Origin of the sequence: Enterobacter roggenkampii (assembly GCF_001729805.1) — a bacterium.
GTDB classification, from domain to species: Bacteria; Pseudomonadota; Gammaproteobacteria; order Enterobacterales; family Enterobacteriaceae; genus Enterobacter; species Enterobacter roggenkampii.
The window spans coordinates 560004-577002 of sequence record NZ_CP017184.1 but is presented as its reverse complement, the minus strand read 5'-3'; the positions used below and the strand labels follow the sequence as shown (position 1 = coordinate 577002).

Here is a 16999-nt window from a genome sequence, read left to right as displayed (position 1 = left end):
GTCATTTAACGTCGCGGGTATCCTTCGCGGGCGCAGGGGGCGCCGCGCCGCTGATTTTCGGTACGCATTCGTGACGAAACCAGGCGAGGGTAAGCGGTTCGCGACTCAGTAAACGCCGTCCCACCGGGATGAGCTGTTCACCCACCAGCATGCCAAACAGGCCAAGCAGGGCGACAACCGGCGGCGCCGGGGAATGGACGTCGAGCAGAGCGTAAATTACCCCAGCACCCACGCCGCACACCAGCGAAATTATCCATGCTTTCATGACGACGCTCCCGTCTGCGAGTTGGCCTGCGGAACGATTACCTGAGGCGGCGGCGCGCCGTCGCGGGATAACAGATGGCGCGTCGCCTGTTCACCCGCCAGCATCCCCAGCAGGCCAATCAGCGCCAGCGCGGGCGGCGCGGGGGAGCGCACCTTCAGTACGGCATACATCAGGCCAATCAACACGCCTGCGGCAAGGGATATCAGCCCAGTACTCATCGTGAACTCCAGAGAAAGAGGCAGCGGCGAGCCGGATGAGGGACCAGCCCGCCGACGGGACTTAGCGAGCCGGGACCGGCGCTAAGGTGCGGTGCTCGCTCTTCTGGCGAGACGGCGCTTTGCGCACCATAGTGTAGGCGTAATCCACGCCCATGCCGTACGCGCCGGAATGCTCGCGCACGATGTCCATCACCGCGGTGTAGGTCTCTTTACGCGCCCAGTCGCGCTGCCACTCCAGCATTACCTGCTGCCAGGTCACCGGGATCACGCCCGCCTGGATCATGCGCTGCATCGCGTAGTCGTGGGCTTCTTTGGAGGTGCCGCCGGACGCGTCCGCCACCATATAAATTTCGTAGTCGCCTTCCAGCATCGCGCACAGGGCGAAGCTGTTGTTGCACACTTCGGTCCACAGGCCGGCCACCACGACCTTCTTCTTGCCGTTGGCCTTCAGCGCGTCGCGCACCTTCTGGTCATCCCAGGAGTTCATGGAGGTACGCTCCAGAATGTCCTGGCCCGGGAACACGTCCAGCAGCTCCGGATAGGTGTTGCCGGAGAAGCTTTCGGTCTCTACGGTGGTAATGATGGTCGGGATGTTGAATACCTTAGCCGCTTTCGCCAGCGCCACGGTGTTGTTTTTCAGCACCTGACGGTCAATCGACTGCACGCCAAACGCCATCTGTGGCTGGTGATCGATAAAGATGATCTGACAGTTCGCAGGGGTTAACACTTCGAGCTTTGAAGAGGTCATAGCATTTTCCAGTGGTTAAGGGTAGAAATCGCCGCGAGCGCCGCGACGATAAAGTCACCTTCATCCTGCGGTTTTCTCTCTCCGCGCGTAATTATCTCTTCGTATAGTTAACCTTAGGTATAGTTATACTTTGGTATACCTATCCTATTGTATAACTGGATCTTTGCCGAAACCGGTTCCCATAATCCTGACCATTCCCCTCTCAGTCAGGAGCAGTTATGGTTACCCTCGGTAAAGCCGATCTCATTCTGGTTAACGGCCAGTTTCACACCGTCGATCGCGAGAACCCCGTCGCGGAAGCCGTTGCCGTGCGCGACGGAAAATTTCTGGAAGTGGGTACCGTCGCCGAGGTGATGCAGCACCACGGCGACGGCACCAAAGTGGTCGACTTAAAAGGCCACACCGCCATCCCCGGCCTCAACGACTCGCACCTGCACCTGATTCGCGGCGGGCTGAACTACAACCTCGAGCTGCGCTGGGAAGGCGTGCCCTCCCTGGCCGACGCCCTGCGGATGCTGAAAGAGCAGGCCCTGCGCACCCCGTCGCCCCAGTGGGTGCGCGTGGTGGGCGGCTGGACCGAGTTCCAGTTTGCCGAGCGCCGCATGCCGACCCTGGACGAAATTAACGACGCCGCGCCGGATACCCCGGTCTTCATCCTGCACCTCTACGACCGCGCCCTGCTCAACCGCGCCGCGCTGAAGGTGGTCGGCTACACCAAAGACACGCCAAACCCGCCGGGCGGCGAGATCCAGCGCGACGCCAACGGCAACCCGACCGGGATGCTGATTGCCCGTCCGAACGCCATGATCCTCTACGCCACGCTGGCCAAAGGGCCGAAGCTGCCGCTGGAGCAGCAGGTTAACTCCACCCGCCAGTTCATGCGCGAGCTGAACCGTCTGGGGCTGACCAGCGCCATCGACGCGGGCGGCGGCTTCCAGAACTACCCGGAAGACTATGAGGTGATTGCCGAGCTGCACGCGAAAAAGCAGATGACCATCCGCATCGCCTACAACCTGTTTACCCAGCGTCCGGGCCACGAGCTGGAAGACTTTGAAAAATGGACCGACATGCTCACGCCGGGCCAGGGCAGTGACTTCTTCCGCCACAACGGCGCGGGCGAGATGCTGGTCTTCTCTGCCGCCGATTTTGAAGATTTCCTCGAGCCGCGCCCGGACCTCGCGCCGGGCATGGAGGACGAGCTGGAGCGCGTGGTGCGCCATCTGGTGGAACACCGCTGGCCGTTCCGCCTGCACGCCACCTATAACGAATCCATCAGCCGCATGCTGGACGTCTTCGAGAAGGTGAACCGCGACATTCCGTTCAACGGCCTGCACTGGTTCTTCGACCACGCGGAAACCGTCACCCAGGCCAACATCGACCGCATCAAAGCGCTCGGCGGCGGCATTGCCGTGCAGCACCGCATGGCCTTCCAGGGCGAATACTTCGCCGAGCGCTACGGCATCGAAGCCACCCGCCACACGCCGCCGGTGGCGAAAATGCTCGAGACCGGCGTGCCGGTGGGCCTGGGAACGGATGCCACCCGCGTGGCGAGCTACAACCCGTGGACCGCGCTCTACTGGCTGGTCTCCGGCCGCACCGTCGGCGGGATGCAGATGTACGATCACAGCGCCCGTCTGGACCGCGATACCGCCCTGATGCTCTGGACCCAGGGCAGCGCGTGGTTCTCCAGCGAGCAGAATCAGAAGGGGCAGATCAAGGTCGGCCAGCTCGCCGACCTGGCGGTGCTCAGCAAAGACTACTTCCGCGTGCCGGAAGAGGAGATCAAGGGCATCGAGTCCGTTCTCACGGTGGTCAACGGCGATATCGTCTACGCCGCGGGCAGCTTTGGCCCGCTCGCGCCGCCGGCCATTCCGGTTCTGCCCGAGTGGTCCCCGGTGGTCAAGGTGCCGGGCCACTACCGCAGCGCGCCGCCGCAGGCCGCACGCGTCGGCATGAGCCCTATCCACCACTGCAGCGGGCCGTGCGGGGTTCACAGCCACCAACATGACTTCGCCCGCACGTCAGCGATGCCGGTGTCCGACGATAACGCTTTCTGGGGGGCGCTGGGCTGCAGCTGCTTTGCATTCTGATGAAAAACACCACTATGCCGCCCCGGGTCGACCTGGGGCTGTTCTTCCTGCGCCTGACCGGCAGCCTGCTGCTGCTGTACGTCCACGGCCTGCCGAAGGTGCTGCACTTCAGCGAAGAGCTGACGCGCATTGAGGATCCGTTCGGCTTCGGGCCTTACGCCAGCCTGATCCCGGCGATTGTCGCCGAAGCGATCTGCCCGCTGTTGATCATTGCGGGCGTGTACACCCGCCTGGCGTGCCTGCCGATTATCGCCGTGCTGCTGGTGGCGATGCTGGCGGTCCACCCCAACTGGTCGATTGCCGAAGGGCAGTTTGGCTGGCTGCTGCTGATTATCTTCACCACTCTCGCCCTCACCGGGCCGGGCCAGTGGCGGCTGCAGCGTAAGGCAACGGAGAGGTTCGCATGACCCAGGTTAACGACGTTCGCGACGCACACGTCGAGACGACGCCCGCACCGACGGTTTCACCCTGGCAGCCGCTGAGCCAGCCGGTGTTCCGCATGCTGTGGATCGCCACGGTGGTCTCTAACGTCGGCTCATGGATGAGCGACGTCGGCATCAACTGGAGCATGCTGACCCTGAGCGCCGACCCACTGGATATCGCGCTGGTGCAGGCGGCCAGCAGCCTGCCAATGTTCCTCTTCGCCCTGCCGTCCGGGGTGATGGCGGACATCGTCGACCGACGTAAATATCTCCTCTTCTCCCAGCTGTGGGTATTCATCGCCGCCGCCGGGCTGACGGTGCTCGCCTTCACCGGACACGTCACCCCCGCCGTGCTGCTGGTGGCGACGTTTCTGCTGAGCGTGGGGGCGGCGATGAGCTCGCCGCCGTTCCAGGCCGTGGTGCCCGATCTGGTGAGCAAGCCGGAGCTGGGCGCCGCCGTGGCGCTGAACTCGCTCGGGGTGAACATCAGCCGGGCGATTGGCCCCGCGCTGGGTGGTTTCCTGCTGTCGCTCGCCGGGCCGTGGATGGTGTTTGCCCTGAACGCGCTCTCCGTGGTGGGCGTGGCGTGGGTGCTGTGGCGCTGGCGTCCGGCCCCGTCCATTCAGCGTCTGCCGCCGGAGCACTTCTTCTCGGCGGTGCGCACCGGCATCCGCTACGTGCACGCCGCCCCGGTGCTGCGCAACGTGCTGGTGCGCACGGTGGCCTTCTTCGTTTTCGGCAGCGCGGGCTGGGCGCTGCTGCCGCTGGTGGCGCGCCGCGAGCTGGGCCTGGGCCCGGCGGGCTACGGCGTGATGCTGGCGTGCATTGGCCTGGGGGCCATTGCCGGGGCCATCCTGCTGCCGCGCCTGCGCCAGCGGCTGAACGCCGACCGCCTGATGGTGGCCGCGAGCCTGACCTTTGCCCTCACCATGCTGGCGCTGGCGTTCGTGCGCCACGTCTGGCTGCTCAACCTGTTTGAGTTCTTCACCGGCTTCGCGTGGATTGCGGTGCTCTCTACCCTCAATCTCGGCGCCCAGCGCAGCGCCGCCCGCTGGGTGAAGGCCCGGGCGCTGGCGGTCTACCTGACGGTGTTCTTCGGCTCGATGACCACGGGCAGCGCCATCTGGGGGCAGATTGCCTCCCGGTTCGGCACCCCGGCCGCGCTGGTTGTCGCCACGCTGGGGATGGTGCTGGCAAGCGCCACCGTGTTCCGCTGGAAGCTGGAGAAAGACCCGGACCTGAACCTCGACCTGAGCGGTCAGCCGCTGGACGGCGTGGAGATCGACCTGCCGAACGAGCGTGGCCCGGTGCTGGTCTCGCACGAGTACATCATCGACCCGCACAACGCGAAGGCCTTCCTGGAGGCGGTCCACGAGCTGCGCCGGGTACGCCGCCGCGCCGGGGCGATGAGCTGGGCGGTGTACGAGGATATCGAGCGCCCCGGCCTGTTTATCGAGACCTTCCTGATGGGCTCCTGGATTGAGCATCTGCGCCAGCAGGAGCGCCACACCATGAATGACCTCCTGCTGCAGAGCCGCGTTCTGGCTTTTCATCAGGGCACAACATCACCGGCCATTCGCTACCTGGTCGCGCCGGTATAACCCTAACCATCACCTGTACAGGAACACACTATGGCAACGTTTAAGGCAAAAGACGGCACGCAGATTTACTACAAAGACTGCGGCGCGGGCAAACCGGTTCTCTTCAGCCACGGCTGGCCGCTGGACGGCGACATGTGGGACAGCCAGCTGAACTACCTGGCCGAGCGCGGCTTCCGCGCCATCGCCTTTGACCGCCGCGGCTTTGGCCGCTCGGATCAGCCGTGGAACGGCTACGACTACGACACCTTTGCGTCCGACATCAACGACCTGATCACCACCCTGGACCTCCAGGACGTTACGCTGGTGGGCTTCTCCATGGGCGGCGGCGACGTGACCCGCTACATCAACAACTACGGCAGCGCGCGCGTGGCCGGTCTGGCGCTGCTGGGCGCGGTGACGCCAATCTTCGGCAAATCCGACTCCTTCCCGCAGGGCGTGGATCAGAGCGTGTTCGACGGCATTCGCGACGGGCTGCGCAAAGATCGCGCCCAGTTCATCAGCGACTTCGCCACCCCGTTCTACGGCATCAACGCCGGGCAGACCGTTTCCGCCGGTGCCCTGACCCAGACGCTGAACATCGCCCTGCTGGCGTCCCTGAAGGGCACCATCGACTGCGTGACCGCGTTCGGCGAAACCGACTTCCGCCCGGATATGGCGAAAATCGACGTGCCGACGCTGGTTATTCACGGCAGCAACGACCAGATCGTGCCGTTTGAAAGCACCGGCAAGCTGGCGGCAGAGATGATCAAAAACGCCACGCTGAAGGTGTACGACAACGCGCCGCACGGCTTCGCGCTGACCCACCAGGACCAGCTCAACGAAGATCTGCTGGCGTTTGTGAAGGCGCTGTAAGTCATTACGCGAAGCCTGATGGCGCTTCGCTTATCAGGCCTACAAGGGCTGATCCTGTAGGCCGGGTAAGGCGCAGCCGCCACCCGGCGCTTTCGCAGACGCGTTCCGCTCCGCCAGCAGCCGACAAATCTCCGCGTGCTTCTCCTCGGTAAAGGTAAAGCGCGACATAAAGCCCATGCGGATCAGCGACCCTATTGCCGGCAGCAGACAAATCCCGAAGAACAGCCCCGACAGCACGCTCTCACTCTGAATTTGCGCCTGCGGCACGTAGCCGATCATCGTCAGAAACACGCCGATTAACCCGCCGCCCACTGCCACCGACATCTTGCCGGTAAAGGTCTGCCCGGAGAAGGTGATCGCCGCGCAGCGCTTGTGGGTGTGGTACTCCGCGTACTCGATGGTGTCGGCAATCATCGACGAGGTGAGGATGTTGGTCATCATCACGAACAGCGTGCTCAGGCCGAGGAGAATAAACAGCATCGTCACCTGCTGATACCCGACAAACCACATCACCACGCGCACCGCCACGTCCAGCCCGCAGAGGATCATAAACAGCTTCCGCTTCTGCATCCGGCGCGTCAGCATCGGGGCGACCAGGCACAGCACCGCCGCCACAATCCCCATCACGCCAATCGCCATTTGCAGGCTGCCGTCGCCCAGATTGTTGATAAAGAAGTAGATATAGAGCCCGCCCGCCACGTTGTGGAACACGCAGAAAAAGAACGACAGCAGGACGATAAACAGCGGCTTGTTCTGGCGCAGGTTGTGGAAGGTGTCGCGGATGGTCACCTTTTCCGGGCTCGGCGGCACGCGCTCTTTGATCTGCATAAAGCCGTTAAGCATCAGCGGCAGGCCCACCAGCATCATCACCAGCGCCGCCATAAAGTAGCCTTTATCGTTGCTGTACTGGGCGAAGAACGCCGCCAGCTTCGGGAAGAAGATGTTGGCGCAGGCAATCCCCGCGTTCACCCCGAGCATCGCCGCCGTCACCGCGCGGGTGCGCTGGGCGGAGTCGTTGGTCATCACCGACGACATCGACCAGAACGGGATATCGGAGATGGCGTACAGCGTCCCCCACAGGATGTAGGTCACCCCGGCGTAGAGGATTTTGGTGGTCATGTCCACTTCGATTTTATAGAACGACAGCAGCGTGACGCCGGTGATCAGCAGCGGGGCGATCAGCAAAAAGTGGCGAAACTTGCCGAACCGGCTGTTAATGGTGTCCATAATGCTGGCAAACAGCGGATCGTGAACCGCGTCCCACGCGCGGGCAATCAGGAAGATGGTGCTCGCCGCCAGCGCCGAAATCCCCAGCACGTCGGTGTAAAAATAGTTAATAAACGAACCCACTAAACCAAAGCTAAAACACTGACCTAAACCATAGCCAAAATAAGACCACAGCTCGCGAGACGGTATTTTCATTGTCATTGCCATTGTTATATGCCTGCCTGGTTGCCCGGCGGTCGGCCGCCGGGTCGATATTATTAGCCCTGAAGTTTCGGGGCGATCTTGCGCAACTGCTGCATCAGGGCGATTTCACGGCGCGAGAACGGAATACCGTTCTCCTCGAACACGTCGTGGAACCAGAGGCGGCAGTAATCCGTGGACTCCTTCATCACCACCGGCCACGGCAGCCACGTCTGGGTTTTGCCGCGCACCAGCCCCCACTGATACGGCGCGACCTTCGCCGCGTACATCAGCGGGAGCTGCTCTTCGATGGTGCTGCCCACGTGGCGCGCCAGCCATTCGGTGCAGAACAGCGGGCGACCGAGCTGTTGCAGCTGCTGGATAATCGCCGTCATGCGGCCGGTGTGGGTGTAGGCGTGGAAGCTCACCACGTCCGAGAGCGCCAGCGCGGTCTGGTCCAGCGGATGCTGGAAGAACGTCTCGCCCTCCTCTTCCGGCGGCAGGCGCCACGCGCAGACGGTGAGCGGCTGGGTCGGGTCTTCTTCACGTACCCACTGGAACGCCAGCTTCATCAACTCGTGCGCGCAGGTCTCCAGCTTCGCGTCGTACTGCACCTCCTGCGTGCCCGTCGCGAAAATACCGCGGTTGCCCGGCTCGTTGTAGAGATCCCACAGCAGCACGCGCTTATCGTCGCGGAACTGGCGCACAACGTCGCGGATATAGCGCTCAATGTCTGCCCAGCAGTCGGGATCGCACACTTTGTCGCGCCCCGGGCTCGCCGCCGCCTGACTGTTGTGCTTGCCCGGCACGGGCGGCTTTTGCGGGCCGAGGTACGGCTCGTCGCCGGAGAAACCGCAGTCGTCCATCAGGGTCAGCATGGTGCTGAAACCGCGGCCGTCGGCAATCGTTAAAAACCGGTCGATGCGCGCCATCAGCCCGTCGCGGTCGTGCTCCCAGACGATAAACGGCAGGTTGATGCGCAGGGTGTTGTAGCCCGCGTCCGCCGCCCAGCCCAGCTCGCGCTCGATGGTAGCGGCATCAAAGGTCTCTGCCTGCCAGATATCGGTCCAGTTCACCGCCGTCGACGGCAGGTAGTTAAACCCGCACAGCCAGCCCTTCTGCTGATACCAAGCCTGTGCCTGCTCCCTGCTCCACTGCTCTTTCATTACGCGTCCTCTTACTGATAATATTTAGCTAATAAATATTAGCTGCGGGATAAATGCGCAAATTACGGCGTTGAGAAAAGCGATGCCCCTCACAAAGTTCGCGCTTCGATGAATGAGAAACGTGATCGACGGCGCGTAAGCGTGCGGTTAGGGTATGATGCGAATTCGCGAAAGGGAGAGGACGGATGAAGCGAAAAACGAAAGTGACGATGAACGATATTGCGCGGGCGGCCGGGGTGTCGCAGGCGACGGTATCGCTGGTGCTTAACCAGTCCCGCAACATCAAGCTCAGCGACGACACCCGTCATAGGGTGATTAGCGTCGCCACCGAGCTCGGCTACGACCGCCTCCCCGCCGTTCACGCCCCGCGCAACCAGGAAGAGATCGCCCTGCTGGTGAGCTCCATGCAGAGCTTTGACCCGTTTATCGACGCCATCAGCCAGGCGCGGGAAGCGGCGTGGCGCAACGAGACCCTGCTCACCGTCTACGACTACGGCGACGACATCGAGCTGGCGCTGAACATCATCCGCCAGCTGGAGAAGCGCAACTGCATCGGGATTGTCCTCGCCTCACCGGTCACCACGCTGGTGGACATGACGGCATTCCAGGACTGCACCCGCATCCCGCTGGTGCTGCTCAACCAGCGCGACCCCGGCTCGCCGCTGCTGCCGTCATTTATCCCGGACGACTACGCCAACGCCTTCCAGGTGACTAAACACCTCATCGCCTGCGGGGCCACGCGCATCGCCCACATCACCGGCGAGAGCTGGATGGAGGCCTCGCGCCAGCGTCTGGCAGGCTACCAGGCGGCGCTGCAGCAGGCCGGACTCGCGTGCGACGACGGCCTGGTGCGCCAGACCAACTGGCAGTTCAGCGAGTCCTTTACCGCGACGGCTTCGCTGCTTGAACTGGCCGAGCGCCCGGACGCCATCTTCTGCGCCAGCGACTGGCTGGCGATTGGCTGCTATCAGGCGCTCGCGGTGAACGGCGTGCGCATCCCGCAGGATATGCTGCTGGCGGGCTACGACGACCAGAAGATCTCCGAGCAGCTCACCCCGCCGCTGACCAGTATCCAGCTGCCCTACAGCGAGCTGGGACGGCTGGCGGTGGAGTACCTGTGCAATCAGGAAGATGCCGCCACGCACGTGACGCTGGCGGGCAGGCTGAAGGTACGCGCCTCAAGCCTCGTCTGAGGTAAACACCATACCCGCGTAGGGCTTCTCGCGACACGCCGCCAGCCGCGCGGCGAGGCTGCCCACGTGCAGCTCCAGCTTGTGCCCGTCCGGGTCGAGAAAATAGAACGACGCCCCCGCGCTTTTGTTCTGCTTCCAGACGGTGACGCCCGCCTGCTCCAGCCTTTGCGAGAACGGTTCAAAATCTTCTTCCGTGACGGTAAACGCGTAGTGGGTGTAGTCGCTCTCCTGCGGCGGCACGTACTGGCGCGCCTCGTCGTACGACAGGCAGACCCACAGCTCGCCGCAGGTGAGATAGGCCCCGGTATTCCAGCGGGCGTGCAGCGTAAGCCCCAGCAGCTCGTGCCAGAAGGTGACGCTTTTTTGCAGGTCGCTGACCGCGAGAGTCAGGTGGTTGAGTGATTGCAGCATAACGTGCCCTTTTGTTTTTCGCGCCGGACGTGGTACGGTAAAGAGATGAACATAAACCACGCCGTGCTCACCGTAAACCGCTGGTGGCTGCCTTCTTAAAGGCGGCACGGAGTAGTTTTTCCCATTTTCAGATAGCCGCCGAAAGGCGGCTTTCTCACATCTAAGACCCCTTTCGGCATTACAACGTTAAGGAGTCTTTATGAACACGCAAACCATCCTCACCGGCGACCGCCCAACCGGCCCGCTGCACCTCGGCCACTTCGTCGGATCGCTGCGCCAGCGCGTGGCGCTGCAGCAGACGCACAGCCAGTTTGTGCTGATTGCCGACCTGCAGGGGCTGACCGACAACGGCAGCAATCCGCAGAAGATCCGCGACAACATCCCCGAAGTGCTGGCCGACTACCTCGCCGCCGGCATCGACCCGAACCTGACCACCATCTGCCTGCAGTCCGCCCTGCCCGCCCTCGCCGAGCTGACGATGCTGTACATGAACATCGTCACCGTCGCCCGCGTGGAGCGTAACCCGACGGTGAAAAACGAGATTGCGCAGAAGGGCTTCGCCCGCTCGCTGCCGGTCGGGTTTATGGCCTACCCTATCAGCCAGGCGGCGGACATCACCGCGTTTAAGGCCGAGTGCGTGCCCGTCGGCGACGACCAGCTGCCGATGATTGAGCAGACCAACGAGATTGTGCACAAGATGAACAGCCTGCTGCCCGCCCCGGTGCTGCGCCACTGCAAGGCGATGCTGAGCGACACCAGCCGCCTGCCCGGCATCGACGGCAGCGCCAAGATGTCGAAATCGCTGGGCAACACGCTGCACCTTTCAGCCAGTGAAGAGACCATTCACCGTGCCGTCAGCGCCATGTACACCGACCCGAACCACCTGAAGGTGAGCGACCCGGGGCAGATTGAGGGGAACGTGGTGTTTACGTATCTCGACGCGTTTCTTCCCGATAAGGACAAGGTGGCGGCGATGAAGGCGCACTATCAGGCGGGTGGGCTGGGCGACCGGGCGTGTAAGAACGAACTGGAGGCGTGTTTGCAGGAGCTGATTGCGCCGATGCGGGAGCGGAGGGCGATGTATATGCGGGATAAGGGTGAGTTGATGGCGATGCTGAAGCGCGGGACCGAACGGGCGCAGGGGGTGACGCAGGAGACGTTGAGGGAGGTGAAGGTTGGGCTGGGGGTGCCGGTGTTTTGAAAGTGGTTTAAATAAATATCCCGGCGCAGGGCCGGGATATTTATCAGGCGTTGCGCTTAATTACCGGAATATCGCCGGTATCATTTAACGCGCCCGGAAACGTTTTTAACCACTGTGCGACTTTCTGCTTATTAATATTCACCACGCTCATACCTTCCAGGCATCCCCATAATTCTCTTGTATGCTGCGGGGTAATCACAATGCAGTCTTTCATGGCGCGGATTTTCACCGGCATACCGTTGATAAAACCTGCCCGGGTTAGCCAGTCGCCGCCCAGAAGAAGGTATTTCATGTCTATGCGGGCATACAGTTCGCAGCAAGCGGCACTGTCCTGCGGCGTCTCCGCGCGGGGATGGACGGGCGCCGCATTGAGCTGGTTGCCGTGAAGTCGGCGGGCGCTGTTTTTGCGCACCAGCTCGCGGTTTTCAATCATGCCGGTGAAAGCGTCTGATTCTGTTTTGCAAACAGTAAACTCTGGCTTAAAATTCGTCACAGCCATATACAACTCCTATCAAGTTGGTTGTGGTTAGCGGTATGGGGGTGTTGCAGCACCTTCATATCGCGAATTGTTCATTAAATATTCTTCAATATTTCTTTTGCCGTTCGGCGTAATTTCTGGTGCTCATTATACAGGGCTGAATATAAATACAGCGGTTTTGGAGGGGGTAAATTTGGAATTTGCGAGAGGGATTCAGGAAATAGGGTTGTGTGCGGTAAGGTCATGTTTTTGTTGATTGCGGGTTGATTGGTCTGGGTTTTGCGAGCATCATCGCAGAACTACTGGCTCCTGTAACCGAACTATGACCATCGCAAAATCTCTTAGTCAAAAAATTGCCGGGATGAAAACAGCTTGGTACAACAAAGCACCAGCGTTGAATAAACCCTTACTTGTTCTGTATGTTCTTTCCCAGTACAAGAAAGGCCATGAGCGGCTTTTCCAGTTCCAGGATGAAATACAAGATCAACTACGAGATTTGCTAAAACGCTACGGGCCAAAACGCAGCAACTATGAAGTTCTTATGCCATTCTGGCGGTTAAAGCATGATGGCTTCTGGGCACTGGAAGGAACAGACCCTGCTCTACTTAAAAGCCCTGATGAACCGAGGCTGCAGACGGTCTTAGATAACAACGTGCACGGTGGCTTTGATGTTGCTTCCTTTTCTCTATTACAGGCTAAGAAACGCTTAATTGACTCGTTGGCAAAACAGGTGGTTGAACAATATTTACCCGTTGAATTTCACTCTGCGTTGTTCCAAGAGCTGGGATTTGAAACACCTGAGCCATTTGAGGTAAATGAAAGCCAGAACGATCGTATCGCTTTCGTTCAACCAGACATTGATATTATCACTCATGACCTCTCGATAGATGAAACAACCCGAACAGCATTGATTCATGCCAGAATCGGACAGGGTATTTTTCGGGCTGAGTGCTTAAAACTTTACCCTGCCTGCCCTGTAACAGGGATTACCTTTCAGCCATTACTGAGAGCGAGCCATATCAAGCCCTGGTCCGTATGCCAAACTGCGAAAGAAAGATTAGATCCGCATAACGGTCTCATGCTGGCGGCTCATATTGATACTTTATTTGACTCTGGCTGGATTTCATTCGCTAATGAAGGTGACGTTCTGATAAGCAATCACCTTGATTTTGGTACATGCGACAAGCTGAGTTTGCCAGAAAAAATCATTGCGTTACCGAAACCTTCATACAACTATTTACAATGGCATAGGCAAAATGTTTTTAAGGGTTAATTGATGTGATCGTATTAAATATCCTGAGCACCCTATGGTTTATACGGGTGCTCAGGTAATTCACATCATTTTATAACTGCCGCTGCTCAAGGCTGGAATAAATCGTTTTGATCTCAGCTCTTAAACTATCGCCATGGTAGACCATGGATGTGTCATATCGCTGGTATCTTTCCTCCCGCGCAGCGCTGAACCAGTTAAAGGAACCGACGCAGAGTAGTCCCTCATCGCCAATTACAATCTTACTGTGAACACGGTTGACCAACTTCGTCGTGATGCCCATTTCAGTTAACTTTTCCACGGCCTCATTAAGACGCTGATTTTTCTCTTTGCGCTTTTCAAAATCCACATCTGCAGTATTAGATGATTTGTCCGTTACTAAAGTGATATCAATACCACGTGCACGTGCCTGCATCATCGATGCAAGAAAACCGGTCTGTTCCAACTTTTCCCAGGTAAGCCACGGCGAAACGATAGTAATGCTCTCATTGATTGAGTTAAAAGTCTGATTCAGAAACACATCATGTTGCTCCACACCGTGCAGGATAGAGGTCTGCGTTTGCGAGGAACTTAAATCCTGGCGCTCCTGAAAATCAAACTGCAACGCATTATCAGTGGAAGCAAACAGGTATTTCGCCAGCAGTCCCCGAGGTGAAGAACCGGGTTGGATCTCAAACAAGTCCATGTCGCCAAAGACCAGGAAGCTATCTTTAGGACGTGAAACGGCAACGTTCAGAATGCTGCTGTCGTTGTCTATAAATTCGCCATCTTCGTGTTTCGAATACACAGAAGAAAACAGCACAATCTCCCTTTCCGCGCCCTGCAAGGAGTGGACTGTCCCCACTGTCAGCCCGTTTTTATCATCATTACAGTTGATATCCACCTTACGCAATGACGATTCAATTGCGCTGACTTGCGCAGAAAAAGGGGTCACAATCCCTACGACTTCATGGAGCAGCTTATTGTAATGACGCTCAATATCTTGTTTGTGCGCCGCAAGCCATGCAGCTACTGTCTCAGCTTCGAAGAGGTTATAGCGGCTTCCGCCGCTTGCCTGTACACATTTACCATCTATGTGCAAATAACCGATTGCAGGATATAACGTGCCATTTGCTATACCCCGCTTGGGAAATAATTTGCCGTCATAGCACAACTCATTACAGAAGCCAATGATGTTATCGAAGCAACGACGATGCTCATATAAATACATGCCACGCGCAAAGTTTGGGTCGTAATGATAGCGGGAATTAAACTGGGCGATCTTCATGACACTCCCAGATGCCGCGCTTTTACCTGAATCACCTATCGTGATATAAGCGTCGTGAAGCTCATCCTGAGTATCGCCAGTAAGAAGTTTCTGCTCTAACAGATTCCCTATATCAATGGTAGGGTAACTATTCCAGATTGGCGCAATCTGTGCTGTATCACCAATAACTAACGCTTTTTTTGCCAGAGCAAAGGAGGCCGCAGCCACTTCCGGAAGTACTTGGCCTGCTTCATCGACAATGAGCAGATCTGCAAAATTATAAAAATAGCTTTCCGCATACTTTTTCAATTTTTCATCCCGGATACCAATTTTCATATGATGCGGCAGCATATAACAGGTCATCACCACACAAGGGGTAAGTTTCATTCTGCGCTGCCAGCGGGCCTGAACATAATTTATTCTGTTGCGTTTTTTTTCATCCTGAAGATCTTCAATGGCAGCCATATCCATTAACCACCGGCCTTCCCAATAATGCGTCGCCAGCAAAAATGCAGGAAAACGGAGCCGCGTATCAGCGAGCTGATCGGCTTCATTCAGACTGAGCTCCGTTTCACCCGGACTTCCCAGCGAATGAGTGATCTCGCGCCAGCGTATGGCTGCTTCACTTTCACGTTGGGAAATGTCCTCGGCAAGACCAATCTGCTGCTGGTACTCGGCCTGCTCTTTAAGTGCTTCTGCTATCAGGCCTTCGATAAAGGCATCAATTCCATCAGGCAAAGTTCCCTGGAATGCTGTCATTCTTTCGCCAAACGTAGCCTCCAAAAACAGCTTCATTTGATAGTGACGCTTAGTACGAACGGCGGGAAGCCAGGAGAAGAGAGCGAACATGATCGACTCACCAGCTCGATATTGTTCCCATTGTTTTTTGCCCTGTGTTAATAGCGAGATTTCATTTGTGCTATTGAGCAGTAACGTTCTCTTAGCCTGAATATACTGTTCGAGATCGTCGCTGATGGCGCACCGCTCCTGACGGATTGCGTTCAGGTTGTCCCACGCAGGCTCGATTTGCTCAAGCTTTGCAGAGAGTTCAACTAAACGCTGATGTAAGAGATCCACAACGTGTTCAGGTGAATGACATTCCTGAGTCGGAAAAGCCAACCTTGCCTTTTCAAGGAAGAAGAGCCGGGCATCTTCTACATATTCAAGGGATTCAACGCGGTTAAAAAAGTCTTCTGTCTGGTATTTTTTTGCGGCCTCGGCTTTTCGGCGCGAAGAAGGGAAATAAGCCCCAAAGCTTGTTACATCAGGCAGCCAACGCCCAGCCATAGGCCCGGTGCCCGTAGCAAAATCTTTTCCGAAGGCCTCAATAATGTTGGTAACCGCCTGGTTGTTGGTTGATGCCGCAATGACAACCGGTGGTTCGGTTTTGTTTAAAGCCGCCCTCGTCCACTCTGTAGCTATGATGGAGAGCACAAGAGTAGTTTTCCCTGTTCCCGGAGGACCGTTTACGGCAAGAATATCGCCCGGCTGTTGAGTGAGATAATGGCTCAGGGCATCACGCTGTGCAGTAGCCAGAGGGAATTTGTCGCCAGAATGGCCCAGACGCTCACTGAACATGGCATTACTGGCAAGAAGCGGCTCAACAGGAGATTTATCTTTTGAAGCAAAACGCGCCAGCAATGGCACCTCTTTTTTGCACGACAGCAGGTGGTCGTACATGGGCAAAATATGAATGCTGGCGCCGCCGGGCTGGTTGGCTTTGATAATAAAGCCATAACCAGCTGACTCATATTGCTCTGGTGACTCGAGCCATTTCCCGGCCACATTGTTTAAAAGCTCATCTGCCTCTTTAAGGTATTTTTGCCATAATAGCTTATAGCGAGCATGTCGCTCAGTCCGTTGTTCGTCTGTTTCCTCACGCTGCTCATCCTCGTCGCCAGGACCAAAAGTTAATGAATCATGGGAGGTTTTATATTTGTCATATTCCGCCATCTCACCAATAGAAAAGGAACCTTTGGGCAGTGGTTCAAGCAGGTCACGGGGAATGGTGGCAGGAAATGCAGGGAATAGAAAGCCTTCGCGGTTCATCAGCGCGGAAGTAACCAAAGGCGTAACTATACCTGGTGCGCCAGCCATGCGCTCCTTGCCATGCTTTAACAAGTGGATCCATACATGCGGCCGTAACAACACTTTTACGGTCTGAACCTTCTCGTTTTCACCTACGAAGAACGATTGCACGATCTCTTCATCCAAGCGCCCCTTATCGATATTCATCCATTGAGTGAATGACTCTTCATCTTTACGCTCAAATGCCCCTTTTCCAGACTCGGCATCAGCTAAGGTATTACGCCAGTATGAAGTGAATCCCTGAGTATTACTGTCCATTCCCCATCCCGTGACTTAAATGAAATTATTGATTTCGTTGATATTAATTCATCACATGATTAAGTATTGTCCACGTTGCGAGCGC

The 16999-nt window shown here is 57.8% G+C and carries 15 protein-coding genes; 7 read left to right on the top strand and 8 right to left on the bottom strand.

Annotated features, from left to right (window positions below; all coding sequences use genetic code 11):
- Position 1: 1 nt before the first annotated feature.
- From BFV67_RS02650 to BFV67_RS02640, 3 genes are all read right to left on the bottom strand, one after another.
- Positions 2–265: a XapX domain-containing protein gene (locus BFV67_RS02650; RefSeq protein WP_069597832.1), complete on the bottom strand. Its 264-nt coding sequence runs from the start codon at positions 263–265 to the stop codon at positions 2–4.
- Positions 262–483: a DUF1427 family protein gene (locus tag BFV67_RS02645; protein ID WP_069597831.1), complete on the bottom strand. Its 222-nt coding sequence runs from the start codon at positions 481–483 to the stop codon at positions 262–264. Before BFV67_RS02645 ends, BFV67_RS02650 begins: the two co-directional genes overlap by 4 nt.
- A gap of 61 nt (positions 484–544) precedes the next feature.
- The gene (locus tag BFV67_RS02640; protein WP_069597830.1) at positions 545–1231 is read right to left on the bottom strand and encodes a hydrolase; all 687 of its coding nucleotides are present in this window, start codon (positions 1229–1231) and stop codon (positions 545–547) included.
- 218 nt (positions 1232–1449) lie between these two features.
- Between BFV67_RS02640 and BFV67_RS02635 the strand changes: the two genes are divergently transcribed.
- The 4 genes from BFV67_RS02635 to BFV67_RS02620 are packed head-to-tail and all read left to right on the top strand — an operon-like array spanning position 1450 to position 6196.
- Positions 1450–3321: an amidohydrolase gene (locus tag BFV67_RS02635; protein ID WP_069597829.1), complete on the top strand. Its 1872-nt coding sequence runs from the start codon at positions 1450–1452 to the stop codon at positions 3319–3321.
- Complete coding sequence (locus BFV67_RS02630; RefSeq protein WP_069597828.1) at positions 3321–3728, top strand: DoxX family protein; 408 nt, start codon at positions 3321–3323, stop codon at positions 3726–3728. Before BFV67_RS02635 ends, BFV67_RS02630 begins: the two co-directional genes overlap by 1 nt.
- A complete protein-coding gene (locus BFV67_RS02625) occupies positions 3725–5344 on the top strand; it encodes an MFS transporter (RefSeq protein WP_069597827.1) in 1620 nt (539 codons plus the stop codon). Before BFV67_RS02630 ends, BFV67_RS02625 begins: the two co-directional genes overlap by 4 nt.
- 30 nt (positions 5345–5374) lie before the next feature.
- Positions 5375–6196, top strand: coding sequence for an alpha/beta fold hydrolase (locus BFV67_RS02620; protein WP_039023958.1), 822 nt, complete (start codon positions 5375–5377; stop codon positions 6194–6196).
- A gap of 39 nt (positions 6197–6235) precedes the next feature.
- Here the strand turns inward: BFV67_RS02620 and BFV67_RS02615 are convergent, their stop codons facing one another.
- Positions 6236–7630, bottom strand: a complete 1395-nt coding sequence (locus BFV67_RS02615) for an MFS transporter (RefSeq protein WP_069597826.1) — start codon at positions 7628–7630, stop codon at positions 6236–6238.
- 50 nt (positions 7631–7680) lie between these two features.
- The gene (locus tag BFV67_RS02610) at positions 7681–8769 is read right to left on the bottom strand and encodes a cellulase family glycosylhydrolase (RefSeq protein ID WP_069597825.1); all 1089 of its coding nucleotides are present in this window, start codon (positions 8767–8769) and stop codon (positions 7681–7683) included.
- Positions 8770–8954: 185 nt separating this feature from the next.
- Here BFV67_RS02610 and BFV67_RS02605 point away from each other — a divergent pair, with 185 nt between their 5' ends.
- On the top strand, positions 8955–9962 hold the full coding sequence (locus BFV67_RS02605) for a LacI family DNA-binding transcriptional regulator (RefSeq protein WP_069597824.1): 1008 nt from the start codon (positions 8955–8957) through the stop codon (positions 9960–9962).
- Here BFV67_RS02605 and fosA read toward each other — a convergent pair.
- Complete coding sequence (gene fosA, locus BFV67_RS02600; RefSeq protein WP_069597823.1) at positions 9948–10373, bottom strand: FosA/FosA2 family fosfomycin resistance glutathione transferase; 426 nt, start codon at positions 10371–10373, stop codon at positions 9948–9950. The genes BFV67_RS02605 and fosA overlap by 15 nt on opposite strands.
- Before the next feature lie 199 nt (positions 10374–10572).
- On the opposite strand from fosA, the gene trpS reads away from it, so the two are divergent.
- Positions 10573–11574: a tryptophan--tRNA ligase gene (gene trpS / locus BFV67_RS02595; protein WP_069597822.1), complete on the top strand. Its 1002-nt coding sequence runs from the start codon at positions 10573–10575 to the stop codon at positions 11572–11574.
- A 43-nt stretch (positions 11575–11617) separates the two neighbouring features.
- On the opposite strand, the gene BFV67_RS23825 is transcribed toward trpS, so the two are convergent.
- Positions 11618–12073 (bottom strand): SymE family type I addiction module toxin, encoded by a 456-nt coding sequence (locus BFV67_RS23825; RefSeq protein WP_084833284.1) that lies wholly within the window; start codon positions 12071–12073, stop codon positions 11618–11620.
- Between the two features lie 301 nt (positions 12074–12374).
- Between BFV67_RS23825 and BFV67_RS02585 the strand changes: the two genes are divergently transcribed.
- Entirely contained in the window at positions 12375–13325 is a 951-nt protein-coding gene (locus tag BFV67_RS02585; protein WP_069597821.1) for an HNH endonuclease, read from the top strand.
- A 70-nt stretch (positions 13326–13395) separates the two neighbouring features.
- Here BFV67_RS02585 and BFV67_RS02580 read toward each other — a convergent pair whose 3' ends face one another.
- On the bottom strand, positions 13396–16914 hold the full coding sequence (locus BFV67_RS02580; RefSeq protein ID WP_069597820.1) for an AAA domain-containing protein: 3519 nt from the start codon (positions 16912–16914) through the stop codon (positions 13396–13398).
- Between the last annotated feature and the right edge of the window lie 85 nt (positions 16915–16999).